General features: G+C 64.7%; 23 protein-coding genes. 11 read left to right on the forward strand and 12 right to left on the reverse strand.

The features are described 5' to 3' along the window. Window positions 1-57: 57 nt before the first annotated feature. From J2Y48_RS01330 to J2Y48_RS01340, 3 genes are all read right to left on the reverse strand, one after another. A complete protein-coding gene (locus J2Y48_RS01330) occupies window positions 58-1,572 on the reverse strand; it encodes a peptide MFS transporter (RefSeq protein ID WP_310411533.1) in 1,515 nt (504 codons plus the stop codon). A 228-nt stretch (window positions 1,573-1,800) separates the two neighbouring features. Then, entirely contained in the window at window positions 1,801-3,594 is a 1,794-nt protein-coding gene (locus J2Y48_RS01335; RefSeq protein ID WP_310411535.1) for a sulfatase-like hydrolase/transferase, read from the reverse strand. A gap of 373 nt (window positions 3,595-3,967) precedes the next feature. Next, window positions 3,968-4,411, reverse strand: coding sequence for a BA14K family protein (locus tag J2Y48_RS01340; RefSeq protein ID WP_310411538.1), 444 nt, complete (start codon window positions 4,409-4,411; stop codon window positions 3,968-3,970). A 231-nt stretch (window positions 4,412-4,642) separates the two neighbouring features. On the opposite strand from J2Y48_RS01340, the gene J2Y48_RS01345 reads away from it, so the two are divergent. Together J2Y48_RS01345 and pgi are read left to right on the forward strand one after the other, a co-directional pair. Then, window positions 4,643-6,346, forward strand: a complete 1,704-nt coding sequence (locus J2Y48_RS01345) for a long-chain-fatty-acid--CoA ligase (RefSeq protein WP_310411541.1) — start codon at window positions 4,643-4,645, stop codon at window positions 6,344-6,346. 118 nt (window positions 6,347-6,464) lie between these two features. Then, window positions 6,465-8,093: a glucose-6-phosphate isomerase gene (gene pgi, locus J2Y48_RS01350; RefSeq protein WP_310411544.1), complete on the forward strand. Its 1,629-nt coding sequence runs from the start codon at window positions 6,465-6,467 to the stop codon at window positions 8,091-8,093. A gap of 161 nt (window positions 8,094-8,254) precedes the next feature. Here the strand turns inward: pgi and J2Y48_RS01355 are convergent, their stop codons facing one another. The 3 genes from J2Y48_RS01355 to J2Y48_RS01365 all read right to left on the reverse strand — a co-directional run bounded on the left by J2Y48_RS01355 (window position 8,255) and on the right by J2Y48_RS01365 (window position 10,532). Beyond that, window positions 8,255-9,181 (reverse strand): carbohydrate kinase, encoded by a 927-nt coding sequence (locus tag J2Y48_RS01355; protein WP_310411547.1) that lies wholly within the window; start codon window positions 9,179-9,181, stop codon window positions 8,255-8,257. Between the two features lie 64 nt (window positions 9,182-9,245). Next, complete coding sequence (locus J2Y48_RS01360; RefSeq protein ID WP_310411550.1) at window positions 9,246-9,944, reverse strand: orotate phosphoribosyltransferase; 699 nt, start codon at window positions 9,942-9,944, stop codon at window positions 9,246-9,248. Window positions 9,945-10,091: 147 nt separating this feature from the next. Then, window positions 10,092-10,532, reverse strand: a complete 441-nt coding sequence (locus J2Y48_RS01365) for a DoxX family protein (protein WP_310411553.1) — start codon at window positions 10,530-10,532, stop codon at window positions 10,092-10,094. A gap of 235 nt (window positions 10,533-10,767) precedes the next feature. Here J2Y48_RS01365 and J2Y48_RS01370 point away from each other — a divergent pair, with 235 nt between their 5' ends. Beyond that, a complete protein-coding gene (locus J2Y48_RS01370) occupies window positions 10,768-11,472 on the forward strand; it encodes a Crp/Fnr family transcriptional regulator (protein WP_310411556.1) in 705 nt (234 codons plus the stop codon). Window positions 11,473-11,477: 5 nt separating this feature from the next. Then, the gene (locus J2Y48_RS01375) at window positions 11,478-13,343 is read left to right on the forward strand and encodes a CHASE2 domain-containing protein (protein WP_310411559.1); all 1,866 of its coding nucleotides are present in this window, start codon (window positions 11,478-11,480) and stop codon (window positions 13,341-13,343) included. 28 nt (window positions 13,344-13,371) lie between these two features. Here J2Y48_RS01375 and J2Y48_RS01380 read toward each other — a convergent pair whose 3' ends face one another. From J2Y48_RS01380 to pxpB, 4 genes are all read right to left on the reverse strand, one after another. Then, window positions 13,372-13,992, reverse strand: a complete 621-nt coding sequence (locus tag J2Y48_RS01380; RefSeq protein ID WP_310412686.1) for a FecR family protein — start codon at window positions 13,990-13,992, stop codon at window positions 13,372-13,374. A gap of 178 nt (window positions 13,993-14,170) precedes the next feature. Then, window positions 14,171-15,205: a proline racemase family protein gene (locus J2Y48_RS01385; RefSeq protein WP_310411561.1), complete on the reverse strand. Its 1,035-nt coding sequence runs from the start codon at window positions 15,203-15,205 to the stop codon at window positions 14,171-14,173. A gap of 4 nt (window positions 15,206-15,209) precedes the next feature. Next, the gene (locus J2Y48_RS01390) at window positions 15,210-16,220 is read right to left on the reverse strand and encodes a biotin-dependent carboxyltransferase family protein (RefSeq protein WP_310411564.1); all 1,011 of its coding nucleotides are present in this window, start codon (window positions 16,218-16,220) and stop codon (window positions 15,210-15,212) included. Beyond that, on the reverse strand, window positions 16,217-16,885 hold the full coding sequence (gene pxpB, locus J2Y48_RS01395; protein ID WP_310411567.1) for a 5-oxoprolinase subunit PxpB: 669 nt from the start codon (window positions 16,883-16,885) through the stop codon (window positions 16,217-16,219). The genes J2Y48_RS01390 and pxpB overlap by 4 nt, the downstream gene beginning before the upstream one ends. A gap of 181 nt (window positions 16,886-17,066) precedes the next feature. On the opposite strand from pxpB, the gene J2Y48_RS01400 reads away from it, so the two are divergent. From J2Y48_RS01400 to J2Y48_RS01425, 6 genes are all read left to right on the forward strand, one after another. Next, window positions 17,067-17,840: a 5-oxoprolinase subunit PxpA gene (locus tag J2Y48_RS01400; RefSeq protein ID WP_310411570.1), complete on the forward strand. Its 774-nt coding sequence runs from the start codon at window positions 17,067-17,069 to the stop codon at window positions 17,838-17,840. A 13-nt stretch (window positions 17,841-17,853) separates the two neighbouring features. Further along, window positions 17,854-18,303, forward strand: a complete 450-nt coding sequence (gene accB, locus J2Y48_RS01405) for an acetyl-CoA carboxylase biotin carboxyl carrier protein (RefSeq protein ID WP_310411573.1) — start codon at window positions 17,854-17,856, stop codon at window positions 18,301-18,303. Window positions 18,304-18,349: 46 nt separating this feature from the next. Continuing rightward, window positions 18,350-19,723, forward strand: a complete 1,374-nt coding sequence (gene accC / locus J2Y48_RS01410) for an acetyl-CoA carboxylase biotin carboxylase subunit (protein WP_310411576.1) — start codon at window positions 18,350-18,352, stop codon at window positions 19,721-19,723. Continuing rightward, window positions 19,720-20,133 carry a hypothetical protein gene (locus J2Y48_RS01415; RefSeq protein ID WP_310411579.1) on the forward strand — a complete coding sequence of 138 codons (414 nt, stop codon included), beginning with the start codon at window positions 19,720-19,722 and terminating at the stop codon, window positions 20,131-20,133. Before accC ends, J2Y48_RS01415 begins: the two co-directional genes overlap by 4 nt. Window positions 20,134-20,236: 103 nt before the next feature. Next, the gene (locus J2Y48_RS01420) at window positions 20,237-21,040 is read left to right on the forward strand and encodes a phosphodiesterase (RefSeq protein ID WP_310411583.1); all 804 of its coding nucleotides are present in this window, start codon (window positions 20,237-20,239) and stop codon (window positions 21,038-21,040) included. Window positions 21,041-21,140: 100 nt separating this feature from the next. Then, entirely contained in the window at window positions 21,141-21,779 is a 639-nt protein-coding gene (locus J2Y48_RS01425; RefSeq protein ID WP_310411586.1) for a DUF1236 domain-containing protein, read from the forward strand. A gap of 103 nt (window positions 21,780-21,882) precedes the next feature. On the opposite strand, the gene J2Y48_RS01430 is transcribed toward J2Y48_RS01425, so the two are convergent. Then, the gene (locus tag J2Y48_RS01430; RefSeq protein ID WP_310411589.1) at window positions 21,883-22,551 is read right to left on the reverse strand and encodes a phosphoribosyltransferase family protein; all 669 of its coding nucleotides are present in this window, start codon (window positions 22,549-22,551) and stop codon (window positions 21,883-21,885) included. A 233-nt stretch (window positions 22,552-22,784) separates the two neighbouring features. On the opposite strand from J2Y48_RS01430, the gene J2Y48_RS01435 reads away from it, so the two are divergent. Beyond that, the gene (locus tag J2Y48_RS01435; RefSeq protein WP_310411592.1) at window positions 22,785-25,106 is read left to right on the forward strand and encodes a methyl-accepting chemotaxis protein; all 2,322 of its coding nucleotides are present in this window, start codon (window positions 22,785-22,787) and stop codon (window positions 25,104-25,106) included. A 105-nt stretch (window positions 25,107-25,211) separates the two neighbouring features. Here the strand turns inward: J2Y48_RS01435 and J2Y48_RS01440 are convergent, their stop codons facing one another. Next, a complete protein-coding gene (locus tag J2Y48_RS01440) occupies window positions 25,212-26,156 on the reverse strand; it encodes a nucleoside hydrolase (RefSeq protein ID WP_310411595.1) in 945 nt (314 codons plus the stop codon). Window positions 26,157-26,285 lie beyond the last annotated feature (129 nt).

Here is a 26,285-nt window from a genome sequence, read left to right on the forward strand (position 1 = left end):
TCTCTCCACTCGGTCATCTCGGAACGCCACGCGTGCGGCGGCCCGCCCAACGCGGACCTATTGGGCCGGGGCTGTTTCTTCGACGCGCTCGCTGCCGCCGAGGACCCAGCGGGTCAGCGGGCGGGCGAGAAGGATGAGCACCAGCCCGAAGGCGGCGCTGGTCATGAAAATGCGCAGGAAGGCGTCCTCCAGGCCGGTCGCGTGTTCCGTGTCCATGCCGGCGGCGAGCAGCCCCGCCATCAGGTTGCCGAGCGAGGAGGCGACGAACCAGAAGCCCATCATCTGGCTGGTAAACCGTTCCGGCGCCAGGCGGGAGAAGGTCGACAGGCCGACCGGGCTCAGCATCAGTTCGCCGACGGTGTGGAGGAGATAGGTGGCGATCAAGAACAGCGCCGAGACCCTCACGCCGGTTGCCGCGGTCTGCGCCGCGGGCACCAGGACCAGATAGCCCAACCCCATGGCGATGAGCCCCGCGCCGAATTTCACGAAGACCGGGATGGTCCAGCGCTGCTCGGCATAGATCCAGAACGCGGCGAATGCCGGGGTCAACAGGATGATGAAGAGCGAGTTGAGGTTCTGGAACCATGAGGCCGGCACGGTGAAGCCGCCGAGTTCGCGCCGGGTGAGGTCGTTGGCGAACAGGTTGAGCGAGGACCCCGCCTGCTCGAAGCCGGACCAGAACAGGGCTGCCGCCACAAAGAGGATGGCAAGCGCGATCATCCGTCTTTTCTCGGGCCCGGTCAGGTCGCCGGCAAAGAAGATGTTGAGGAAGAAGCCGACGGCCACGGTGACGATGATCAGGCCCATGGCCTTGGCGAGGCCGGCGGCGCTGGCGAGGTCGATCTGGCCGGTGACGGCGGCGGCGGCGACCAGCACGACGACGATGCCGCCGATCATGCCGGTGAAGAGGTGGTCGCGTCGGCCGGTGGCCGCGTCGGGGTGGTGGTGGACGGCGGGCACGTTGCCCTTGTCGCGCAGCGACCCGCGGCTGGCGTAGAGGAAGTTGACGAGGCCGATCAGCATGGCGACGGCGGCGGCGCCGAAACCCCAGTGCCAGCCCCAGTTCTCGCCGAGATAACCGGCGATCAGCCCGCCTAGGATCGCGCCGACATTGATGCCCATGTAGAAGAACGAGAAGCCGGCGTCGCGGCCGCCGATGTCGTTCTTGTCATAGAGCTGGCCGACGAGGGTCGAGATGTTGGGTTTGAGCAGCCCAGTGCCGGCGGCGATCGAGACGAGGCCGAGGAAGAAGATCGTGGCCGCGGTCCCGGATACTGCGAGCAGGGCGTGACCGAGCATGATGGCGATGCCGCCGACGATGATCGCCCGCTTGCACCCCCAGAACCGGTCGGCGATCCATCCGCCGGGCAAGGCCAGTATGTAGGCCGAAGCCGTGTAGAGACCGTAGATTGCCGCCGCGTCGGCCGTCGTCAGGCCGAGGCCGCCGGTCTGCACCTGGTCGACAAGAAAGAGGATCAGGATCGCCCGCATGCCGTAGTAGCTGAAGCGTTCCCACATTTCGACGAAGAAGAGGGCAATGAGGCCCGACGGATACTTCACGGACGTCGCCATTGACGCCTCCCCGATCGTTACTCGAGGCGACTATAGCGCAGATCGACGGCCTCGACACGCGCGAAGACGTCTTGTCGTGAGCATTGTGCGCGCGACCTTTGGGTCGTCGGTGCGATCAAAGTCTGCCGCGCGCCAGAAGCAGACATTGCACTTACTCTCCCCCCCCAAAAACCGCGCTGCATCATCGCAAACAAAGAGCAGCGCGGTTTCCTAGATCCGATCAACCCTCTACGGTGTCGGTCTCCCGATCCCGCTCTTCTCCAGGGTCTGCTTCAGCAATTCCTGTGCTTTTGGCAGCACATCGTAGACGGGCGGATTGTTGCTCAGGAAGCCGATCTTGAACTGCGGCGGATATTTTATCAGTTCCTGCAGGTACCAACCCGCCGCTCCCATGACGGGGACCATCATCGGAATGTGACGGACACCAATGTTCACGTCCTCCTGGGGGTCGGTATAGAGGTTGAAGGCGATCGCGCCGCCGCTATCCGTGAAGACTGATCCAGAGAACCCGCCCCAATCGCCTTTCTGCACGACGGCATTCTCAATTTCCGCAGTCCAGGTGTATTTGAACTCATCCACCCGCATCGACGCGAAGTATTGGTTCAAGGTGTAGGGCCGACTGCGACGCGCCGACAGGCCGTCATTAGCAACCAGGAACGACGCCTGATCGACACCATCGATGTAGGTAGTCTTGGGGAACAGGTCGGCAAGCTGCGCGCCATGAACACCCGCGAGCGAAAGTGCCGTGGGCAAAACGTCCGCAAAGTCGAACAGGCCATCAGACCTGCGCGGTTGGATCATCCCCTTCCAGTAGGCAAAGGTGGGCACCCGCACGCCGCCCTCCCAACTTGAGCCTTTGCAGCCACGGAATGGCGTGCGGCCATGCGGCGGGACTTCGCACTCAGGGCCGTTGTCGGAGGAAAGGATAATCAGCGTGTTCTCGAGCTCGCCGACTTCCTGCAATTTAGCGACGAGCTTTGCGAGGACATCGTCCATTTCCACCATGCAGTCGCTGAACACGGTGCGGGCCTCGGATTTTCCAGCCCACTCATCCGAAGGATAGTTGTCGAAATGGCAGCCCCGCGTTGCGTGGTAGAGTAAGAAGGGCTGTCTGTTACCCTTCATCTTATCCAGGAAGGCGAGGCTGACTTCCAGCCAGTGCTTGTCGAGGTCTTTGATGTAGGTCAGGTCGATGAGCCTGCCGTCCTCGCAACTGGTCTTGTTGGCGGCCGTGCAGTGCACCTCGGTATGATTGAACTTGTCCTGCTCCATCATTTTGAAGCGAGCCGGCGACAGCGCCACTTCGGGGTTGAAGTAAACGTCACGCCACTCGGTGTACATGTCTGAGACGCCGAGGAAGCCGACGTAATCGTCAAAGCCGACGTTCTGGGGGAGAGACCCCTGGTTCTCGCCCATGTGCCACTTGCCTACGCCCTGCGTAACGTAGCCTTGCGGCTTGAGCAGCATGGGCATGGTGATTGCGCCATCAAGGCCGCCCGCCTCGCCATACATCGGTGGACGCAGTATGCCGTGGTGGAGCGGATTCTGGCCGGTCAGCAACGTGGCGCGGCTCGGTGAGCATGATGGCGTCGAATAGGCGGAGGTGAGGATCAAGCCCTCGTTTGCGAGCTTGTCCATGTTTGGCGTGGCGTTGCCGACCGCGACGCCGCCTCCGTTGAAACCTGGGTCCATCCAGCCAACGTCATCCAACAAAAAGAACAGGATGTTGGGCTTCTTGCCGGTCCTCTGCTGCAAGGCGGCGAGCTTTGCCTGAGCGGCCTCGTCCTGGTCTGCATGTTGGATCACCGGGTACATGTTGTCGGCGGGCTTGACGTCCTGCAGATGGATGTACTGACCGGGATGGTCGTAGCCGGGAGCAGATGTCGGCCCGGTGGCGCTGCCGCGGACATTCTGCGCAAGCGCAACACCCGGCGCTGAGAGCGCCACGATGATTGCGCTCGCCGCGACGGCGCTCACCAGACGCAGTTGCCGTTTGGTCGCAGGAATCGGGACTTTGCTCATGGATTCCTCCCAGATCAAAAGCCCCAGCCCGGGCCAGTATATCCCACTCGCGCCTCGGCACAATCAGGCTGCGCGCACCGACGATGCGACGACAACGTGCTCGTGCATCCCGCAGTACGAGAGGCTCAAGACCCAATGGCGACCAGGCCGAGGTCCGCAACGAGCCCCGACGAAACAAGGACCCCGCCGTCCGATTTTTTCTGAACGCGACGCCCGAAACATTCGGCGGCCTTATCCCGCTGCGCGGCTCGGCTTCAGGTTCCGGTTCATGCGGAAAGGATTCTCAGGATCGTTCTGATTTGAGCATCGCCAGCCGTGCATCGTTGCCACCGCAGATCTGGCCACATTCCTGCACGCAGGGGGCTGGCAGGATCTACTGCGGCACGCACGGGACGCGGGGGCCGCCGGTCCTCGGCAGGTAGGTGTTGTCCGCGAGCCGGTAGCTCCGGTAGCGATTGGCGCACCATTGCTCGGTCGTCATGCCGTAGATCGGCGCGCCCGGCCCCACCGTCACGTCACCGAGCAATTCGCCGGTCGTGAACGCAGACCGCGGATACCAGTAACCATCCCTGTAGCGAAAGTACCCATCCCGATAGAACCGGCTGCCGAGAAAGCCGCGATAGTAGCGCCCGCCGCCGCGCAACGTGTCGACGGGATCCCCGCCGCGCCCGAGCGCATCCACCGGATCACCGCCTCCCAGCAGGGTGGCGTCGTTGGATGAGCGCAACGCATCGATCGCCCAGGCCGGCGCTGGCGCGGCGAAGGCAAGACACCCCTCGAGGACGGCTGCGAACAGGATGGCGAACAGTTTTTTCATTGCTCTCTCCCTTCCGCTCTATCTGTCATTCTTTCACCCTCGCGGACACATTTCCAGTCTGCTTGCATCGAAACAAAGTCCCGAGTGCGCGCCTCATTGACGCGCACGTCAATGATATCCGGCGATTGTGCTTGAAGCCATGGATCAAAGGCATCATGCTCGTTGCATCGTAAGGTTGGGGATGCGATTCCAGGCCGTGGATGCAGTCGAGACGAGGGAGGAAGCGCGCTCATGTCAGCAACCGTCAAGGATCAGGCCGCCCCTACCCCGAACAAGGTCTGGCTCGCCTCCTACCCTCCGGGAACTCCGGCCGAGATCCCGCCGCTGGCGTATGAATCGATCGGCGCGGCCCTTGTGCACCATTGCGGAGAGTATGCCGACCGCGCCGCCTTCACCAGCATGGGCAAGGCGATGAGCTTTCGCGAGCTTGAGGCGCTGTCGGCCGGGATCGGGGCGTGGCTGCAGTCACGCGGCTTGGCCAAGGGTGATCGCGTCGCCGTCATGATGCCGAACATCCTGCAGAACCCGGTCGTGGTCTACGGCATTCTGCGCGCCGGCTACACGGTGGTGAACGTCAACCCGCTCTACACGCCGCGCGAACTGGAACATCAGCTGAACGACGCCGGCGCCAAGATCCTGTTCGCGCTGGAGAACTTTGCCTATACGGTTCAGCAGGTGGTCGCGCGCACCCAGGTCAGGGATGTCGTGGTCTGCAGCATCGGCGACATGCTGGGTGTGAAGGGCCTCATCGTCAATCTCGTCGTGCGCAAGGTGAAGAAGCTCGTCCCGGCCTGGTCGCTGCCCGGCCACCATGCCTTCAGGGCAGTCCTTGCCCGCGGCATGGGTCTGAAGCTTACCGATCCGAAGGTGCAACGCGGCGATATCGCCTTCCTGCAGTACACCGGCGGAACCACGGGCGTTTCCAAGGGGGCCATGCTCACCCATGCGAACCTGCTGTCGAACATGGAGCAGATGGGTATCTGGCTGGAGACGGCGTTTCTCGGCAAGCAGCGGCCGGAGCGACTGGTGTTCCTTTGCGCGCTGCCGCTCTATCACATCTTCGCGCTGACGGTGAATTCGCTGGCCGGGCTGCTGACGGGGGCGAACAACATCCTGATCGCCAACCCCCGTGACATCCCTTCCCTGGTAAAGGACATGGGCACCTACAAACCCAATGTCTTTCCGGGCCTCAACACCTTGTTCAACGCGCTGATGAACAATGCGGAGTTTCGCAAGCTCGACTTTTCCAACCTGGCGCTCACTTTCGGCGGCGGCATGGCCGTACAGCGGCCGGTCGCCGAGCGTTGGCACAAGATGACCGGCTGCCCGATCGCCGAGGGCTATGGCCTTTCCGAGACCTCCCCGGTCGCGACGGCCAACCGTCTCGACTCCGCCGAGTTCACCGGCACGATCGGCATGCCGATCCCCTCGACCGAGGTCGCCATTCGCGACGACGCGGGCAACTCGCTGCCGCTCGGTGAGCTCGGCGAAATCTGCATCCGCGGCCCGCAGGTGATGGCGGGGTACTGGAACCGGCCGGAGGAGACCGCCAAGGTCATGACGGCGGACGGCTATTTCCGCACCGGCGATATCGGCTTCATGAACGAAAAGGGCCTCATCAAGATCGTCGACCGTAAGAAGGACATGATCCTCGTTTCCGGTTTCAACGTCTTTCCCAACGAAGTGGAAGAGGTGGCGATGACGCATCCCGGCATCGCCGAATGCGCGGCGATCGGCGTGCCGGACGAGCACTCCGGCGAGGCGGTCAAGCTCTTCGTCGTCAAGAAGGATCCGGAGCTGACGGAAGCGGACGTCAAGGCCTACTGCAGGGAGAACCTCACCAACTACAAGCGGCCGCGCTATGTCGAATTCCGCAACGAACTGCCGAAATCGAACGTCGGCAAGATCCTGCGAAAGGATCTTCGGCCGCGGTAGCCGCCTCAGGATAAATCGATTTAAATTTTCACGAATTTTGGCGCAGCGCCCTTGATTCGCCTCGTTTAAAACGACTAGCTAGCGCCCATCAGCCATGTAGCGATTCAAGGAGCCCGCCATGACCGCGCTTGTCGAGACGCTGAAAACCACTGCTGCGGAGACCAAAGCCACGGACATCCGTGCCGCCTTCGCCGCCGATCCACAGCGCTTCGCCCGCTTCAGCGTTGCGCTCGACGACTTCCTCTTCGACTATTCCAAATGCGCGGTGAACGATCGCGTTCTGGACGGTCTCGAGGCGCTGGCAAGACAGGCGGGCGTCGAGAAGAAGCGCGACGCGATGTTTGCCGGCGAAAAGATCAACATCACAGAGGACCGCGCCGTCCTGCACACCGCCCTCCGCAACCGCTCCAACAGCCCGATCCTGGTCGATGGCCGGGATGTCATGCCGGATGTCAACGCGGTGCTCGACGCGATGGGCGCCTTTTCCGACGGCATCCGCTCCGGCGCGCTCACCGGCGCGACGGGCAGGAAGATCAGCGACGTCGTCAACATCGGCATCGGCGGCTCTGATCTCGGCCCGGCCATGGCGACGCTGGCGCTCGCCCCCTACCATGACGGGCCGCGCCTGCATTTCGTCTCGAACGTCGACGGCGCCCACATCGCCGATACGCTGAAGCCCCTCGACGCCGAGACGACCCTCTTCATCGTTGCCTCGAAGACCTTCACCACGATCGAGACGATGACCAACGCCGAAACGGCGCGCCGGTTCATCGCCGGCAAGCTCGGTGAAGCCGCCGTCGGCCACCATTTCTGCGCGGTCTCGACGGCGCTCGACAAGGTCGCCGCCTTCGGCATTGCCGAAGATCGTGTGTTCGGCTTCTGGGACTGGGTCGGCGGACGCTATTCGATCTGGTCGGCCATCGGCCTGCCGCTGATGATCGCCATCGGCAAGGACGACTTCGCCGATTTCCTCGCGGGCGGCCATGCCCTCGACAATCATTTTCGCACCGCGCCTATCCGCCGGAACATTCCGATGCTGCTTGGCCTGATCGGCTTCTATCATCGCGATGTGCTGGGCTACCCGTCGCGCGCGATCCTGCCCTACGACCAGCGGCTGTCGCGCTTTCCGGCCTACCTGCAGCAACTCGACATGGAATCGAACGGCAAATCGGTGACGATGGAGAGCAAGCCGGTGGAGGGGGCGACCGGACCCGTCGTCTGGGGCGAGCCGGGCACCAATGGCCAGCACGCCTTCTACCAGCTCATCCACCAGGGCACCGACATCATCCCGGCGGAATTCATGATTGCCGCCAAGGGCCATGAAAAGGAACTTCGTCACCAGCACCAGTTGCTGATGGCAAACTGCCTGGCACAGTCCGAAGCCCTGATGAAGGGCCGCACCCTTGCCGAAGCAAAGGCGCAGCTGACCGCCAAGGGGATGGACGAGACGAAGGCGGACAAGATCGCCCCGCATCGCGTCTTCTCCGGCAACCGGCCGTCGATCACCATGGTCTACGACGCGCTGACGCCGCTTGCGCTTGGCCGCCTGATCGCGCTCTACGAGCACCGCGTCTTCGTCGAGGGCGCGCTGTTTAACATCAACTCGTTCGACCAGTGGGGTGTGGAGCTCGGCAAGGAACTGGCAACCGGGCTGCTGCCGGTGATCGAGGGCAAGGAGAGCGCCGCCGGCCATGATTCGTCTACGGCCGGGCTGGTCGCAGCGCTACTGAAAGCGGCCAACGCGTAGAGCACTCGCCCCTCATCCGCCTGCCGGCACCTTCTCCCCGCAAGCGGGGCGAAGGACGATTGCATCGCCCGCCCCGACTACCTCCGGCATGGCGATCGCGACCTCATTCCCTCTCCCGCTCGCGGGGAGAGGGTCAGGGGACGGGCAATGCCAAACAAACGTTAGAGCCCGATCTCTTTCGCCCAGGGCGGATTGGCGCCGGCGCGCGACACCGTCACCGCCGCTGCCTTCGCGGCAAGTGCCAGGGCGTCGCGTAGCGCCGCCTCCGGGAGCGAAGCCACCTGCTGCTTGGTCAGGAGGCCGTTGCGCTTCAGCGATGCCAGCACGCCCGCGTCGAACGTGTCGCCGGCCCCGATCGTATCGACGACCGCCACCTTCTCGCCGGGCACCGACACCTTGAAGTCCTTCGTGTAGCCATCGGCGCCCTCGGCACCCTTGGTGATGACCACGACTTTCGGCCCGCGCTTCAGCCATTCGGCGGCAAGGTCGTCGTGGCTGCCGTGCATGCCGAACCAGTCGAGGTCCTCGTCCGAAAACTTGATGATGTCGGACTGCGCGGCCATCCGGTTGATGCGTGCCATATGGGCCTGGCTGTCCTTGATGAAGCCGGGGCGGATGTTCGGGTCGAGCGAGATCACGCGCCGGTCGTGCTCGCGCGCCAGCAGCGCCTCATAGGTGGTCCCGCACGGCTCGTGGATCAGGCTGATGGCGCCGAAATGCAGCGCCTCGCAATCGTCGTCGAGCACCGGCAGATTCTCGAGCGTGATCATGCGGCCGGCAGTATTCTCGTCATAGAAGGCATAGGTCGCCTGGCCGTTGACGAGCTTGACGAAGGCGACGGTCGTCGGCCGGGAAAGGACCGCGCAAGGGCTGTAGTCTACATTGCTGGCCGCCAGCGTCTTGCGCAGCACGTCACCCAACATATCGTCTGAAAGGCCCGTGAAGAAGGCAGTCGGTACGCCGAGCCGCCCGAGCGCGATCGCCGTGTTGAAGATCGCCCCGCCCGCATAGGGCGCATAGGCGTCCTCGCCGAGCGTCGATGTCCGCGGCAGCATGTCGATCAGCGCCTCGCCACAGCACAGGATCATGAGAGCCCTCCTCCGTTATTCAATCGATTTAATCGAGTGCCGCGGAAATTGCCAGTGGTTTTGCTCAGGTCGTCGGAAGCGCGTTGACGCCGCCGTGATCGGCCGACCAGAGGAGCGGTGCGTTGAGAAAGGCTTCGACCGAGGCGAGCGTTGCTTCGTCGAAGAGCTTTTCCGACCGGGCGGCGGCAAGCACATGGCGCCAGGTGGCGATGTGGTGCAGCTTCACCTTTCCGTTGGCGAACCGCGTCTCGGCCTCCGAGAAGATGCCGTAGTAGAACAGCGCCATACCGTGATCGACGACGCCACCGGCTTGCCGGATTGCATCGATGAAGGTGAACATCGAGCCGCCGGCCGTCGTCAGGTCCTCGATCACCAGCACACGCGCGCCTTCCGGCATGTGCCCCTCGATCTGCGCGTTGCGGCCGTGCCCCTTGGGCTTCTTGCGCACGTAGATCATCGGCAGGCCGAGGCGATCGGCAAGCAGCGCGGCAAAGGGAATGCCGGCCGTCTCGCCGCCGGCCACCACGTCGAACTGCTCGAAACCCGCGCCGCGCAGCACGGTGGCGGCGGCAAAGTCCATGACAGCCGAGCGGATGCGCGGATAGGAGATCAGCTTGCGGCAGTCGATATAGACCGGGCTCGCCATGCCCGACGCGAGCTTGTAGGGCTCCTCGGGCCGAAAGTGGACGGCCTTGATCTCCCACAGCATGCGGGCGAGCAGCTCCGCCATCGTGTCGCGATCCGGAAACGAATTGGAAAACATGACAACCCTCCTGCTGGTGATTGCGAGCGAATACCAGCAAGACGCGGCATTTGCCATACGGACCGGCGATCACAGCAGGCTGCAGAAGCAAAAAAGCCTCCCCGGTGCGCCGGGGAGGCTTGTGTCATTCGCGAAAAGACAAGCGTCTTAGGCGACGGCCGGGGCGGAACCGCGGCGGGCGTCGACGGAGAGCGCGCCGGGACCGAAGGCGGCCAGCACGAGGAAGCCGCCGGCAATCGTCAGGTTCTTCATCATCATCAGGCTGTTGAACATGCTGAGCATCATGTTGGCGCCGTCCGGGAAGTCCGGAACGTTGATCGGGCTGCCATGGAAGACGAGCGCGGTGAAGGCACAGAAGGCGGCGAGCAGGTAGGCGGTGATCTTCGTCTGGAAGCCAACAAGAATGAACAGACCGGCGACGAGTTCAAACAGGCCGGCGAGATAGGCAAGCGCAGTGGCAGCCGGCAAGCCAGCGCCGGCGATCATGCCAGCGGTGCCGGAGGGATCGAGCAGCTTGGGGTAGCCGGCGAGGATGAACATGGCCGAAAGCAGGATGCGTCCGACGAGGATGACGACGTTTTGGGGCATGGAATGGCTCCTGAAAGAGTTGCAGCGGATCTTTGCAACCATTTTTACCAGAACGCCACGTCTACACTAGCCTGCCATCAAGCTACACATCGTTCAACATTTGTGCACAATGTCGAGGGCGGTCCACGTATTTGCGGCCGCGGCCTCGCAATTTCACCCCCCGACTTTTCTGTTGCAAGCGACCTCGGAGTGCGGGAAGAATTCCTGGAAGATGGGGCACGGGGAGCGTCAAGGCATGAACGAGATCAGCAGGAGCACCGCTTTCTGGCGGTCGTTTCCGATCTTCGAGGGCTTCAGCAAGGAAACGATCGCCGATGTCGCCGGGATCGCAAGTTACCGCAAATGGAACGCGGGCAACGTACTGTTCCAGCGCGGCGACGAAGGCAGCTATCTCATCGTCGTCGTCTCCGGCCGTATCAAGATCTCGCTGATCACCCCGCAAGGCAAGGAACTGACGCTGCGCCATCTGGAGGCCGGTTCGATTTTCGGCGAGATGGCGATCCTCGACGGCCAGCCGCGCTCGGCCGACGCCACGGCCATGACCGTCGCCGAAGGCTACATCATCAGCAAGCGCGATTTCCTCGAGGTGCTAGAGCGCAACCCCAAGGCCTATCAGGCCATCATCCACTATCTCTGCACCAAGCTGCGCGAAACGACGGAGCAGCTCGAAACGATCGCCCTCTACGACCTCGACGCCCGCGTCGCCCGCTTCTTTCTGGCAACGCTTCGCCAGATCCACGGCAACGAGCTGCCGGAAAGCGCAAACCTGCAGCTTTGGCTGAGCCAGACGGAGATCGCCAGCATCGTCGGCGCAAGCCGGCCCAAGATCAACCGCTCGATCCTGACGCTCGAGGAGGCCGGGGCGATCCGCCGCACGGACGGCATCATCTTCTGCCATATCGGCAAGCTGCGCGGCATTGCCGAGCCTGAAGACGAGTAGCGGCCGTGGCCCCCGAATTCCGACAGTTGCGCTCCAAGCCGCTTCTTGTCGGGGTTCTGGCAAGCCTCCTCGGCGCCCTCCTGATCTACACCCTTCCCCGCGGCGCGCTCGAAACGCCGCGCGAGCTGTTCTTCGACACGCTGACCCAGTCTGTTCCGGCGCCGGAGAGGGACGGGTTGCTCGTGGTCGATATCGACCACCGCTCCTTCCAGTCGGTGGCCGGCGGCGAGTGGCAACGCGCGCAAACGGCGGAACTGATAACCGCACTCGCGGCGGCAAAGCCCGTCGGCTTGGCGCTCGATCTCGTCTTCAGCGGCAATTGCGACGCCACCGATCCGGCGAACCGGGCATTGGCGGATGCCATCGGCGGCGTCCCGGCCGTGCTGGGCTTCCTGATCGGCGATCGCCCGCTTCCGACGCCCCGACCCGTGCCCGGTCTGGCCGTGCAACGGCCGGTGGACGTCCCGGCTTCCTGGTTCGTCGACGGGACGGAGACGTCCTGCCCGATGTTCCAGGATCGCGCCGCCGCGGCGGCTTCGGCCTTTCTCGTCGGCGACGCGGACGCACTGGTGCGCCGCGTCCAGGCCTATTCGATCGTCGATAATGCCGCCTATCCGGCCCTGGGCGTCGAGGTGGCGCGCCGCGCTGCCGGCGCGGGGACGCCGGTGCTCGGCGGCACGCCCGCCTGGATCCGGCAAGACACACGCATTCTTCATCCGGACGAGAGCGGCAGCCTGCGCTTCGTCGCTGCGGACGCCGCCCGCATCGCGCGCCGGACGGCATCCGCCGTCGACGTGCTGCGCGGCGTCATAGCACCGGAACGCATCGCCGGCAGGATGGTGTTGATCGGCAGCAGCATGCCGGCGCTCGGGGGCCTGAGGGCCAGCGCCTCGATGCCGCTCGAGCCTTCCGTGCAGATCCACGCCGACCTCGCCACCGCGATCCTGACGGGTTTCGTCCCGACACGGGACCAGCGCCTGATTGTCTGGGAGGCAGCGTTTGCGCTGCTTGCGGGGATCGGCATTGCATTTTCCATCACACGGCTGCGGCCCATGCCTGCCGCCGCGCTCGGGCTTGTCCTCCTGGTCGCGACCATCGCTGCGGCGGCACTGATCTACCGGCAGACGGCCCTCCTGGTCGATGCCGTCAGCATCGTTCTGGCGCTGACTTCCGTCCTGCTGGTGACCGGCATCTTGCAGTTCTCGCAGGTTCGCCGCGCCGAGCAGACCGCCCGCCAGCGCTTTGCGCAGTACCTGCCGGAATCCGTCGTCTCACGCTACCTCGACAATCCGGGCCTGGACCGCGTCGCCGGCGAGGAACGGCAGGTCACTGCCCTCTTCACCGATATCGAAGGCTTCTCCGCGCTCTCCCACCGCATCGGTCCGCAGCGCCTCGTCCCCTTGCTCGACATCTACTTTCGCGAGGTCAACGCGCTGGTCGAGCGGCAGGGCGGAATGGTCAACAAGATCGTCGGCGATGCGGTGACCGCTCTCTTCAACGCGCCGGACGACCTCGACCGCCACGTCGACAAGGCGATCGGGTGCGCCGTCGCGATCCACGACCTGACCGAAGAGATGCGCCGGCGCCCGCCATTTGCCGCCGCCGCCTTCGGCCGGACGCGGATCGGCATTGAAACGGGCCTGGTGGTGCTCGGCGAGGTCGGAACCGGCGGACGGCTCGACTACACCGCCCATGGCGAGGCGATGAATGTTGCCGCGCGGCTGCAGGAAGAAAACAAGATGCTTGGAACCGACATCTGCATCGGCCCCGCCGCCGCCGCGCAAACCTCGCGCCTTTTGCGCTCACTCGGCCGTCGCGAGATCCGCGGGATTGGCTCGATGGAACTCTTCACCCCGGACGCGCCGCAATAGCGGCGATTTCTACGGCCGGCGACTGCCTTCAGCGTACGCCGACGCTGGCATAGGCCTCGCTGATGCGGGCCTGCCCCCAACGCCGCACTGGCCCAGGCGCCGCGCCCGGGGCCGCAATGTCGACGCCCTCTCCCGCGCCGACCCGGCGCGTCACGCCGCCGCCGGTGACGTCGACGGACCCGTGCTCGACGAAGACGGCGAAGGCTCCGCGGTTCGGCCCGGCAAAGAACTTGGTGCCGCGCACGCCGATCATGCCGAAGGCGGTGCGCAGGGCGAGGTCCAGCTTTGGCGCGCCCTGCGGCCGATCGAAGATCAGCCGGCCCGTGCCCAGCTCGATCGTGCCGCCCTGGCCGGCGATGAAACTATCGACCAGCAGTTGGGTCTGGCTGCCGAGCAGAAGCTTGGTGTCGCTGCCGAGCGTCAGCGCTGCGAAGCTCTCCTCGCCGGTGATGATGAAATCGCGGTCCATGATGTCGGCGCCGGCATGGATCGGAGCGTTCTTGCCGCCGATCTTGCGGCTGACCGTGCCGCGCACCTCATCAGCGGCACCGATGATGGCATTGGCCGCGGCGGCCCTGGAGGCGATCGACGCGATCGCGAGCAGGCTTCCTGCGACGAATTCACGGCGGCCCACCGGCAGCCTGCCCAAAAAGTCTCGTACCTGCATCACCAACCTCTTCCGTTGGGAGATAACCCGCCCGATGAGAGCGGCCATCACCTCGGAAACGGTTTGGCTGGTCCGTTTCTTCATATCGGCCGCAACCTTTCGAACGAAAGGCGGCGGCCGATCATGTTCACTTCCCGAGAATGGCTCTCAGGTAACGCCGTCAGACGATCTCGCCGGCCTGCGGACCCCAGGTGTCGGTCATGGCAAAGCCGTTCGCCAGCGGATCGGTCGGGTCGAGCGCGACCTGGTGCAGGCCGAAGGTCCAGCCGCGACCGGTGATGGTCGGGATGATCGCCTTGCGGCCGGCGACTTCCGTCTCCGCCTGCAGGCCGACCTCGAATTCGGAGCCGATGATCGAGCGCGACTTGAAGGTATCGCCGACCTTGACCTTGCCGCGGGCGTGCAGCGTGGCAAGATTGGCCGAATTACCCGTGCCGCAGGGCGAGCGGTCGACGCGGCCCGGCCACATGGTGGTGGCGGTGCGGATCGTGCCGTCTTCCTCGCGGTCGCGGAACATCACATAGGCGATGCCGTTGATCTCCGGGATTTCCGGATGGACGACGGGCATCGCCTTGTTGATCAAGTCCTTCAGCGCCATGCCGGCGTCGACCAGCTTGCGGGCATTGGCCTTTTCGATCTTCGTGCCGATCTGGTCGACATCGACCAGCGCATAGAAGATGCCGCCATAGCTGATGTCGAAGCGCACGCGACCCCAGTCGGGCGTATCGATCTCGGCATCGAGCTCATGGGCGAAGGACGGCACCATCGTCAGCTTCACCTTCTCGCAGCGGCCGTCGCGGCAGGTCGCCGTCGCCCTGACGAGACCGGCAGCCGTATCGAGCGTGACGATCGTTTCCGGTTCCTTCATCTCGATGATGCCGCTTTCCAGCAGCGCCGTCGTGATGCAGATCGAGTTGGAGCCGGAGGACGCGTGCGCCTGGTCGGCCTGCAGAATGATGAAGCCGGCATCGGCTTCCGGGCGCTTGGCCGGCAGCAGCAGGTTGACCGAACCGGTCGCCGCCGCGCGCGGCTCCAGGCAAAGCCACCGCCGCAGGCTGTCATCGACCGTGTTGATGTAGTTCAGCTGCTCGGCGATCGTGTTGCCGGGGATTTTTGGCACGCCGCCGATCGCGACTTTGCCGATCTCACCCTCGCAATGAACGTCCAGCAGTTGGATCGTACGTTTCCATCTCATCGTATCATACTCCACTCATGTGATTGGATGTGTGGCGCCGCACGCTCTGCTCGTCCTTGCGGGCAAGCGATGCGAGCGCCGCAATGTCGTCGAGCGCCCGGCGCTGGCGAACGATTGCCGCGACCGCTTCCTCCCTGTCGATCAACGCGAACCTCAGCGTTGCGCCGACCGGCGCCTGCGCCAACCGCCACAGGTCGGCCTCGATGACATTGGCGATCTTCGGATAGCCGCCGCAGGTGTTGGCCTCGGCAAGCTGGATGATCGGCTGCCCCGACGGCGGCACTTGCACGGTGCCCGGCATGATGCCGTGCGAAAAGAGTTCGAGTTTCCGCGTCAATGCCAGTTCGGGTCCGCTCAGGCGGTAGCCCATGCGGTTGGCCTCGTTGCTGACACTCCACTCGGTCGAAAAGAAGGCTTCCAGCGCGGCCTCGGTGAAGGCCAGGTGCTCCGCCGACGGCAGGACGCGCAGGACGACCGGGCTCTCGGTGGGCGCCCCGCCGTCGCGCAAGTTCGTCGGATCAATGCCGATGCCGCCTTCGAGAAGCGCGCCACGTTCCACGAGCGGCAGCTGGTCGCCGCGATTGAGTCCCCGCCCCTGCCATCCGCCGAAGCCACTCTTCAAGTCGGTGGCGCGCGAACCGAGCACCTTCGGCACGTCGACACCGCCACCAAGCGCCAGATAGGCGCGAGCGCCGGCGCGCGGCAGGCCGAGCTTCAGCGTCTCGCCGGCCCGGGCCGTCTCCGCCCACCAGGACGGCAGCGACCGGTCGCCGAGGGTGATCGGGCAGTCCGCACCGGTGACGGCGAAGACGGTGTCGCGCAGAAACCGCAGCCGGAAGGGAAAGAGCGAGACTTCGATGCCGGCCGCATTGGGCGCGTTGCCGAGCAGAAGATTGGCGGCCGCGAGCGCCGGGGCATCCATGGCGCCCGACCAGCCGACGCCGACGTCGAGGAAGCCGGGCCGGCCCAAATCCTGCACGCTGTTGACCGCGCCGGTCGAAAGAATCTCGATCACAGCTCGATCCTTTCTGCGCGGAAGCGGATCCGGTCGCCCGGGCGGAAGGCGGCTGGCGGCTCGCGTGACGGGTCGAACAGCGTCATCTCCGTCCGCCCGATGATGTGCCAGCCGGACGGCGCCGTCACCGGCATGATGCCGGCCTGCGCACCGCCGATGATCACCGAACCGATCTCCACCTTCATGCGCGGCACGGCCCGGCGCGGCATGGCAAGGCTCGGATCGAGCCCCGACAGATACACAAAGCCCGGCATGGCGCCGACGGCGGCGACGGAATAGTGAGCCTCCGAGTGCCGCCGCACGACTTCTTCCGGCGTCAGGCCGCAATGCTGCGCAAGGGCGGCAAGGTCCTCGCCCGTGGCGCCGCCATAGGCAACCGGCACCTCGATCTCGCGGCCGGCGATGGCGTCTGGGACGATGTCGTGCCAGGCCGCGTCGAGTTTTCGCTCCAGCTTATCCGGCGCGATCGCGACCGGATCGAAGACGACCATCAGGTTGTTCATGCCCGGCACGGTCTCGCGAACGCCGTCCACCGCGCGCATCGCCTTGGCCACCGCCCAGATCCGCTCCTGTGTCGCAGGCGAGAAAACCGCATCCGCCGCGTCGAGCAGCACCGAGCCCGCACCCTCCATGCTGATTACCGGATTTTCGCTTCTGTTGGTCAAACGGGGGATCCAATCCGGACGGCGTTACAGGATTGACGATGACGGCCCTGATATATCAGAGCGGACCGCAATCCAACTGCTTTCATCATGCGTCGGCGACCGCATCGCATCAACTGCGCTTTGGGCGGGACAGATGGAGAAAATCATCCTAGAACCAAGAGGGAAGCGGGAGGAGACGAAAATGACCGACAAGCCCCTGAGCGTCGATCTCAACTCGGACATGGCGGAAGGTTTTGGCGCCTATCGCATGGGAGATGATGACGCGATCCTGCGCGTCGTGACCTCCGCCAACATCGCCTGCGGTTTCCACGGCGGCGACCCGGAAATCATGGCGACGACCTTCGCATTGGCGCGCGAGCGAGGCGTCGCCGTCGGCGCACATCCCGGCTTTCCTGACCTGTGGGGCTTCGGCCGACGCAATATTCCCTTCTCCGCCGGCGAGATCGAGCGGCTGGTCGCCTACCAGATCGGCGCCGCCCAGGCGCTCTCCACCTATGCCGGCCATCCGATCACCCATGTAAAAGCCCATGGCGCGCTCGGCAATCTCACCCAGCAGGATGCCGAGGTCGCGATGGCGGTCAACCGGGCGATCAAGGCCGTCGATCCGAAACTCGTCTGCCTCGTCATCGCCCTCGGCCATCAGCAGCGCCAGGCAAACGAGATGGGGCTCGCCACCGCCTCGGAAATCTTCGCCGACCGGGCCTATACCGAGGAAGGCCATCTCGTTCACCGCAGCCAGGCCGGCGCTGTCATCCATGACGCGGTCGAAGCCGCCGCACGCGTCGTGCGCATGGTGCGCGCCGGCGCGATCGAGACCGTGACCGGCAAGTGGATCGAGACGCCGATCGATTCGATCTGCGTCCACAGCGACACACCGGCCGCCGTGACGATCGCCCGAACCGTTCGCGATGCCCTTGAGGCGGACGGCATCACCGTGCGCAATTTTCTGAAATAGGCGGGAGACGGGGATGGATCTCGAAGTCATCGAACGGCTGATGCAGATGCTGTCGAATTCGGATGTCGAGGAACTGGATGTGACGGAGGGCAACCTGCGCATCCGGCTTGCGAAGGGTGCGGCTGCGCATAGAAACGCCAGCGCCGCTGCCTCGAAGGGTCACCGTCAGCAGTCGCCGACCCTGCCGGACGACCCTTCCGTCGCCGTCGACAGCAACGTGCACACGATCGTGGCCGGCCTTCCGGGCACCTTCTATCGCGCCCCGGCACCGGGCGCTTCGCCATTCGTCAATGCGAAAGACGAGATCCGCGATGGCCAGCAGATCGCGATCGTCGAGGCCATGAAGATGATGAACCCGGTGGAGGCGGATTGCGACGGCACCGTGCTGGAGATCCTGCTCGAGGATGCCGCAGCGGTGCAGGCCGGAACCCCGCTGTTTCGCATCCGCAAGGTGGCCGGCTGACCATGTCCCGCCAATCCACTCGCCCTGTTCTCGATTGGATCGCGTCATGACCCGGCGTTTCGGCACCGTGCTCATCGCCAATCGCGGCGAGATCGCGCTTCGCATCCTGCGCGCCTGCCGGGAACTCGGCCTTGGCACCGTCGCCGTGCATTCGGAGGCCGACCGGACCCTGCGGCATGTCGAGCTTGCCGACCGCTCGATCTGCATCGGCCCCGCACCATCGAGCGCAAGCTATCTCGACATGCACGCGCTTCTGCTCGCCGCCCGCCATTCGGGCGCCGATGCCATCCATCCCGGCTACGGCTTTCTCTCGGAGAATGCGACCTTTGCGAAGATGGTGGAGAATGCCGGCCTCGTCTTCATCGGCCCGCCGTCGCAGGCGATTGCGCTGATGGGCGACAAGGTTTCGGCGAAGGCGGCGATGCGCGCCGCCGGCGTGCCCTGCGTGCCCGGTTCCGACGGCGCCCTGCCCGACGACCCGGCCGAGATCCGGGCAATCGCTGAGGCCACCGGCTATCCGCTGATCGTCAAGGCCGCGGGCGGTGGCGGCGGTCGCGGCATGCGCGTCGTGCGCCGCCCCGAAGATCTTGCGAACGCCGTCGCCGTGACCCGCGAGGAAGCCGGCCGCGCCTTCGGCAACCCGGCGCTCTATGTCGAGCGCTTCCTGGAGCAGCCGCGCCACGTCGAGATCCAGGTGCTGGCCGATGCGCACGGCAACGCCGTCTATCTCGGCGAGCGCGACTGCTCGGCGCAACGCCGCCATCAGAAGGTCGTGGAGGAAGCGCCGGCGCCGGGCATCGAGCGAAGCCTGATCAAGACGATCGGCCGGCGCTGCGCCGAGGCCTGCCTTGCCATCGGCTATCGCGGCGCCGGCACCTTCGAGTTTCTCTACCAGGACGGCGAATTCTTCTTCATCGAGATGAACACCCGCGTCCAGGTGGAACACCCGGTCACGGAAATGATCACGGGCATCGATATCGTTCAGGCACAGTTGCGCATTGCGCAGGGCGAGCCGCTCGACTTCCGTCAGCAGGATATTCGCCTGGAAGGACACGCGATCGAATGCCGCGTCAATGCAGAGGACCCGTTCCGCTTCACGCCGTCGCCGGGGTGGATCGAACGCTTCGTTGCGCCGGGCGGCTTCGGCATCCGCGTCGACAGCCACCTCTACACCGGCTACGAGGTGCCGCCCAACTACGATTCCCTGATCGCCAAGATCATCGCCCATGGCGCGACCCGCGAGGAGGCGCTTGTCCGCATGCGGCGCGCGCTCGCGGAAACAACGATCGATGGCATCCGCACCAACATCCCGCTGCACCTGAAGCTGCTCGACGAGCTGGGCTTCGTTGAGGGAGGCTTCGATATCCACCATCTGGAACGGCTGCTCGAAGGTGGCCCCCTCGGAGGCGCGGCGCGATGACGGACGAACTCGCCAGCCGGCTGGACGAGCTGATGATGCGCTACGGCATCGCCGAACTCGACATCGAGGAAGGCGGCCTGCGGCTAAGCCTGCGCCATCGCGCATCCCATCCCCAGGCGCCAAGTGATATTGCGGGCAGGGGCACAGGCGCCGCCTCGATCTTTCGCTCGACCAGCTTCGGCACGCTGCATCTGTCGCATCCGGCAAGCGCCGTTGCACCACCGGTCCTGCCCCGCAGGGTCCGGCGCGGCGAGATCATCGCCTATGTCTCGATCGGCCCGCTCCTGCGTCCCATCCTTGCCGAGCGCGATGCCGTGCTCGCCGCGCAGTTGCCGGCGGACGGGGCTGAGATCGGCTATGGCGACCCGCTGTTCGAGGTGGTTGAGACTGGCGTTCTGCCATCCCCATGAAACGCCCCGGCTTCACTACAAGACTTTCGCAATCCGGCTCTTGACCGGCGCATCGCCGCCGGAGAGATTTCACCCGCCATTTTCTCGTTTGGATGCTTTTTCCATGACCAAGCTCATCGTCTTCACCGACCTGCACATGACGCCCGAGGGCACCACCATCATCGGCCTTGACCCCTACGAGCGCCTGCGCAAGGGCATCGAGCACGTCAACCTTCACCATCCGGATGCCGACCGCGTCATCTTCACCGGCGATCTGACGCACCGCGCCGACCATGCCTCCTACCTGCGGCTGAAGGGTCTCCTCGCCACCCTGGTGCCGCCGGCGGCGATCACCATCGGCAACCACGACAACCGCGAACGCTTCCTCGACGTCTTCGACCATGTCGCACCGGACGAGGGCGGCTTCGTCCAGCAGGCAATCGACTTTCCCGACTGCCGGGTGCTGTTGCTCGATACGCTGTTCGCCCCGCCATACGACTATCCCGCCAGCCATTCCGGCCTTCTCTGCGACCAACGCCTCGCCTGGCTCGACCGGAAGCTGGCGAAGGCGGAAAGGCCCGTGCTGCTCTTCATGCACCACCCGCCGCATCCCACCGGGTTCACCGGAATGGACTCGATCCGCCTGACCAACGAAGCCACCTTCTACGACCTGGTGCTGCGCCACGGAAACGTGCGCCACATTTTTGCAGGCCACGTTCACCGCACGATCGGCGGCTCGCACCACGGCATTCCCTTTTCGATCTTCAAGAGCCCGGTGCACCAGCAGCCAATGCCGTTCGACGCCCCGAACGCCTCGCTGTCGGTCGATGAGCCCGGCGCCTATGGGATCGTGGTGCTGACGCCGGAGGGCCTGCAGGTGCACAACGAGGACTACGAAATCGCCCGACGCGACAGCGCGATCGCGTGACGGTTCGTGACGCCCCCTTTTGGATGTCGGAACCCAATCCACCGGCAGGCGTTTTGCCATGGTGAAGGGACCGACAGACCCAATTCGAAAGGAAAAGGTTATGTACAGGATTCTCATGGCTGGCGTTGCGCTTGCATTGGCAGGTGCGATGACCGTCCACGCTGAAGAAAAGAAGAACAACCCCGGGCTCGGCGCCGCCACGGGCGGGGCGGCAGGTGCTTTGACCGGCGCACTCGTTGGCGGGCCCGTCGGTGCTGCGATCGGCGGTGTGGCCGGTGCGACGCTTGGTGCGGCCGCCTCCGTTCCGCCGGCAGCACGAACCTACGTGATAGAGCATCCCGTCGAACCGGTCGTGCTCGAAGGGCCGGTCACGGCCGAAACGCGCCTGAGGCAGGACGTCGTGCTGACACCCATTCCCGATCATCCCGATCTGGCCTACATCTATGTCGATGGCAGCCCGGTGATCGTGCGAACCCACGACCGGCGGGTGATCTATGCGCAGGATGTGCAGACGACCGGAAGCATCGCTCGCGAAGTGCCGCCAACAACGATCACCTATATCGAGCGCCACCCGGTGGGCCCGGTCGTGCTTGAGGGACCCGTCGCGGCCGGAACCGTCATTCCCGACAACGTCGACCTCGTCGCCGTGCCAGACAGTCCCGCCTACGGCTACATCTACGTGGACGAGCGCCCGGTCCTCATCGAGCGCAACACCCGGAAAGTCGTCTGGGTGCGCTGACCTTCCCGCTCCATGAATTGGCGGCCCGCTCCTCGTGGCGGGCCGCTTCTGCATATGTCGCTGAAGGGGGCCGCCTCAAGGGCATTTTACGCCGCGACGCGCCTCAGGCGTGCCCCGCCTCACCGCCTCCACGCTTCAGCGTCTCGATGACCTCGCCGTCGGAAACCTGCGCAAAATCGAGATAGTGCAGCCCCACGGCGCGGAAGTCGCGCGGCTCACGAAGGCAGACGACACGGTCGGCGGACGGCGTCAGGAGTTCGATCGCCTCCGGCGGGGCAACCGGGATGGCAAGCGTGACCGAGCGTACGCCTTGCAGACGGAGCGCTTTCAAGCCGGCGGCAAGCGTGGCACCGGTTGCCACCCCGTCATCCGCGACGATCACGTCGCGCCCCTCCAACGCCACGGCCGTTTTGCCGCCGAGATAGGCCCTCCGCTGGCGATCGATCTCGGCGATCTGCCGAGCGACCTCGGCCTCGATATAGGCCCGGGTGGCACCGCTGGAGACGACGAGATCACTGTTAATGACCGTCTGGGGCGTGTCACTGCCGGCAACCGCGCCGATCGCCACTTCCCGGTTCCAGGGAGCACCGATCTTTCGAACAAAAAGGAGGTCAAGTTCGGCCCCTAGCCGGGCGGCGATCTCCGCTCCGACGGCAACGCCGCCACGCGGGATGGCAAGGACCACTGGCCGCTCGAAGGGTTCGCGCGACAGCACTTCCGCCAGGCTTCGGCCTGCATCGGCTCGATCGACAAACTGATGGAATCCGGACATCCCGGCACCCACTGACAGCAAGAGGAAGATGCTGGAGTTCGCACCCCATCATATCAAATTCGTTAATGTCTTGCCGATACTGAAATAGGACAGACGAGCAGACTCCGCAGGGTCTGGAGCTGCTCCCCGGATGCCGGTCGGCATTTCCACCTCTCCATGACGGAGCCACTCCCATTTCGATTGCGTCTGATCGCCGTGAAACACCGGCGAACGTCTCAGCTCGTGAGGATCACATGTTCAACATACAGCCCAAGTCGCTGGCGACGAAGCTGATCGCAGTAACCGGAAGCACGATCGCCCTCGTTCTCCTAGCATCGAATTTCATCCTGATTTCCCAGTCCGAGGACCGGGTGCAGTCACTGATCCTGAACGAGGCCAACAGCGAGGCCCGTGCGATCGCCGCAGACATCGCCGGAGCGGTCGGTGAGCTGGCTAGTGCCGCTCGCTCGACAATGGGCATCATTGGCACGGGCCACGAAACCGGACAGCTTGACCGCAAGAGCGTCATCGATCTCCTGAAGGTCAACGTCGAGAAGAACGACTTTGCCTTTGGCAGCTGGTTCGCAGCGGACAAGGATGCTTTCGACGGCAAGGCAGCCGAGTTTGCCGAGAACGGCGAGTTCGGTGGTGCCAAGGATGGCACCTTCAATCCCTACTGGACCAAGCGCGCGGACGGTATCACCTTCTCTACGTTCGAGTCCGAGTACGACGCCGAGTTCTATCAGCTCGCGGCAAAGAGCGGCAAAGGCGCGATGACTGCACCCTACCTGGAAACGGGAACGGGCCAGGCCATTTCCATCTCGTCGATCGCCTATCCGGTCATGTCGAAGGGCAAGCTGATCGGCGTCGGTGGTGTCGACGTCAGGCTCACCACGCTTGCCGAACGTGTCTCCCAGCTCAAGCCCTTCGGCTCTGGTCGCGTTCTGGTTCTGACCCAATCCGGCAAGTGGTTGGTCGCCCCGCAACCGGATCTGCTGATGAAAGACTACGAGGGAACCGGCAGCGAGGTCATCAAGGAGGCACTCGCCTCGCAGAAGGCCGGCTTCGTCCCGAACCTCGAGTTCGAGGATGGCGCGTCCTTCGACCGGGTCGTCTACCCCGTTGCGCTGCCAGACGTGAATGCGACCTGGGTCGTGTTGGTCGACATTCCGCGCGCGGTGATCAACGCTCCGGTGGAGGAGCAGACCTTCATGATGGTCATCGGTGGCCTCATCGTGCTTGGCGCCGTGCTGGCCGGCCTCTGGGTCGCCGTCCGCCGGTATGTGCAGAAGCCGCTCGCAGGCCTCGTCAGCGACGTCGAGAAGCTGAGCCACGGCAACTACGCCGATCCGGTTTCCGGTCAGGAGCGCGGCGACGAAACCGGTACGGTCGCGAAATCCCTTGAAGGGTTCCGCCACCAGCTCGCCGACGCCAAGCGCCTCGAGGCCGAGGCCGAGAGCCATCGCCAGATGAGCGAGTCGGAACGCAATCGCTCGGAGGCCGAGCGGCAGGCCGCAAGCACCGTGCAGCGCGACATCGTTTCGCGTCTGGCCGACGGTCTTGCCCGCCTTTCCGGCGGCGAGCTTTCCTATCGCCTCGGTGGCGAGTTCCCCGGCGAGTACGCCAAGATCAAGACCGACTTCAACTCCGCCATGGCAAGCCTCGAAGAGACGATCCAGACGGTGAATGCATCGGTCGCCAACATCGGCAACGGCACCAACGAGATTTCCAATGGCGCTGCCGACCTGTCGCACCGCACGGAACAGCAGGCGGCAAGCCTTGAGGAGACCGCAGCCGCGCTCGACGAACTGACCTCGCAGGTCAACTCGAGCGCCGACAATGCCCGCACCGCCGCCCAGTCGGTCGCCACTGCGAGCGACGACGCAGGCAAGTCGGGCGAGGTCGTGCAGAAGGCAATCGCCGCCATGAAGGGCATCGAGAAGTCGTCCGCCGAAATCTCCAACATCATCGGCGTGATCGACGAGATCGCCTTCCAGACCAATCTTCTGGCGCTCAATGCGGGTGTCGAGGCGGCGCGCGCCGGCGAGGCCGGCAAGGGCTTTGCCGTCGTCGCCCAGGAGGTGCGCGAGCTCGCCCAGCGCTCCGCCAACGCCGCCAAGGAGATCAAGAACCTCATCAACGCCTCGGAAACGCAGGTACGCGAGGGCGTCAACCTCGTCGGCAATGCCGGCAGCGCGCTGGAGAAGATCGCCGAGCAGGTCATGCACATCAACGAGCTGATCCGTCAGATCTCCTCCTCGGCATCCGAACAGGCCGTCGGCCTGAAGGAGATCAACTCGGCGGTGAACCAGATGGACCAGGTGACCCAGCAGAACGCCGCGATGGTGGAGGAAACCACCGCCGCCAGCGTTGCGCTGAACGAGGAGGCGAAGACGCTGCAGTCGCTCGTCGCCCGCTTCCGCACCGAGCGCGGCCAGCCGGTCGTGGCGCGGCAGCCGCAGCGTCCGGTCCAGGCCGCGGTGCAAATGCCGGTCCGCCGCCCTGCTCCGGCTCGCGCAATCCCGCAGGTCTCCGGAAATGCGGCGCTTGCCCGGGATGACTGGGAAGAATTCTGATCCGAACGGCATGGCAGAAAACGGCAACGGCGCCCTCGTGGCGCCGTTCGCATTTTCAGTTTGGTGGTGGTGCCGCTCAGCGGCACCCGCGGACGGCACACCACCTCACAGCCGAGCGACGCGCTCCGTCAGAAGCTCGAAGAACCCGTGCGAGTCGACGTCGCGCATGACCCGGGCGTTCGGCTTGCGGTCGGTGACCTGCCACCAGTCGACGACGGTCATGCCGGCGGTCAGTTCAGAAGCGGTCTCGATCGCGACGTTGCAGACGCGGCCGTCGAACAGCTCAGGACGCAGCAGATAGGCGATGACGGTCGGGTCGTGTAGCGGTCCGCCGTCGGAGCCGTACTTCTCGACGTCGAAGCGCTCGAAGAATTCCAGCATCTCCACCAGGGCGATCGCCGGGCGCGAGCCGATGGCGCGGAGCTTCTCGACCCGGGTCTTCAGCGTCAGCACCTTGTGCGTGACGTCGAGCGGCATCATCACGATCGGGACGCCGGCGCGAAAGACGATATCGGCGGCCTCCGGATCGACATAGATGTTGAATTCCGCAGCCGGCGTGATGTTGCCGCCCTCGAAGAAGCCGCCACCCATCATGACGATCTCCGCGACCCGCCCGGCAATATCCGGTGCCTTCTGCAGCGCCAGCGCGACGTTCGTCAGCGGCCCGAGCGTGCACAGGGTCACCGTGCCTGCAGGCTCGCTCCGCAGCGTATCGACGATGTAGTCGACCGCATGCATGGCCTGCAAGGGCATGTTGGGCTCATCGAGGTCCGGACCATCGAGCCCGGTCTTGCCGTGCACGTGCTCGGCGGTGACGAGCGGGCGGACCAACGGTGCGTCGGCACCGGCGAAGACCTTTGCGTCGGGGCGTCCACACAGCTCGCAGAGGATGCGGGCATTGCGCGCGGTGAGCGTCAGGGGCACGTTTCCGGCGACCGTGGTGATGCCGAGAACGTCAAGTTCATCGGGGCTGCCGAGTGCCAGCATGATGGCCGCCGCATCGTCCTGACCCGGATCTGTGTCTATGATTATTTTTCTTCGTTGCGACATAGGTCTTCACCTTCCCGAATCATCTGCAGTGCCGTCCTTCCGGCAAAGGGCCGACTATATTTGCCGGAGGCCGCGAGGCAAGCGTCTTGCGCCTCTGCCGGACAGTCCCCATATTGCGCTCTGCAGGAT

This window comes from Mycoplana sp. BE70 (assembly GCF_031455855.1).
Taxonomy (GTDB): Bacteria; Pseudomonadota; Alphaproteobacteria; order Rhizobiales; family Rhizobiaceae; genus Mycoplana.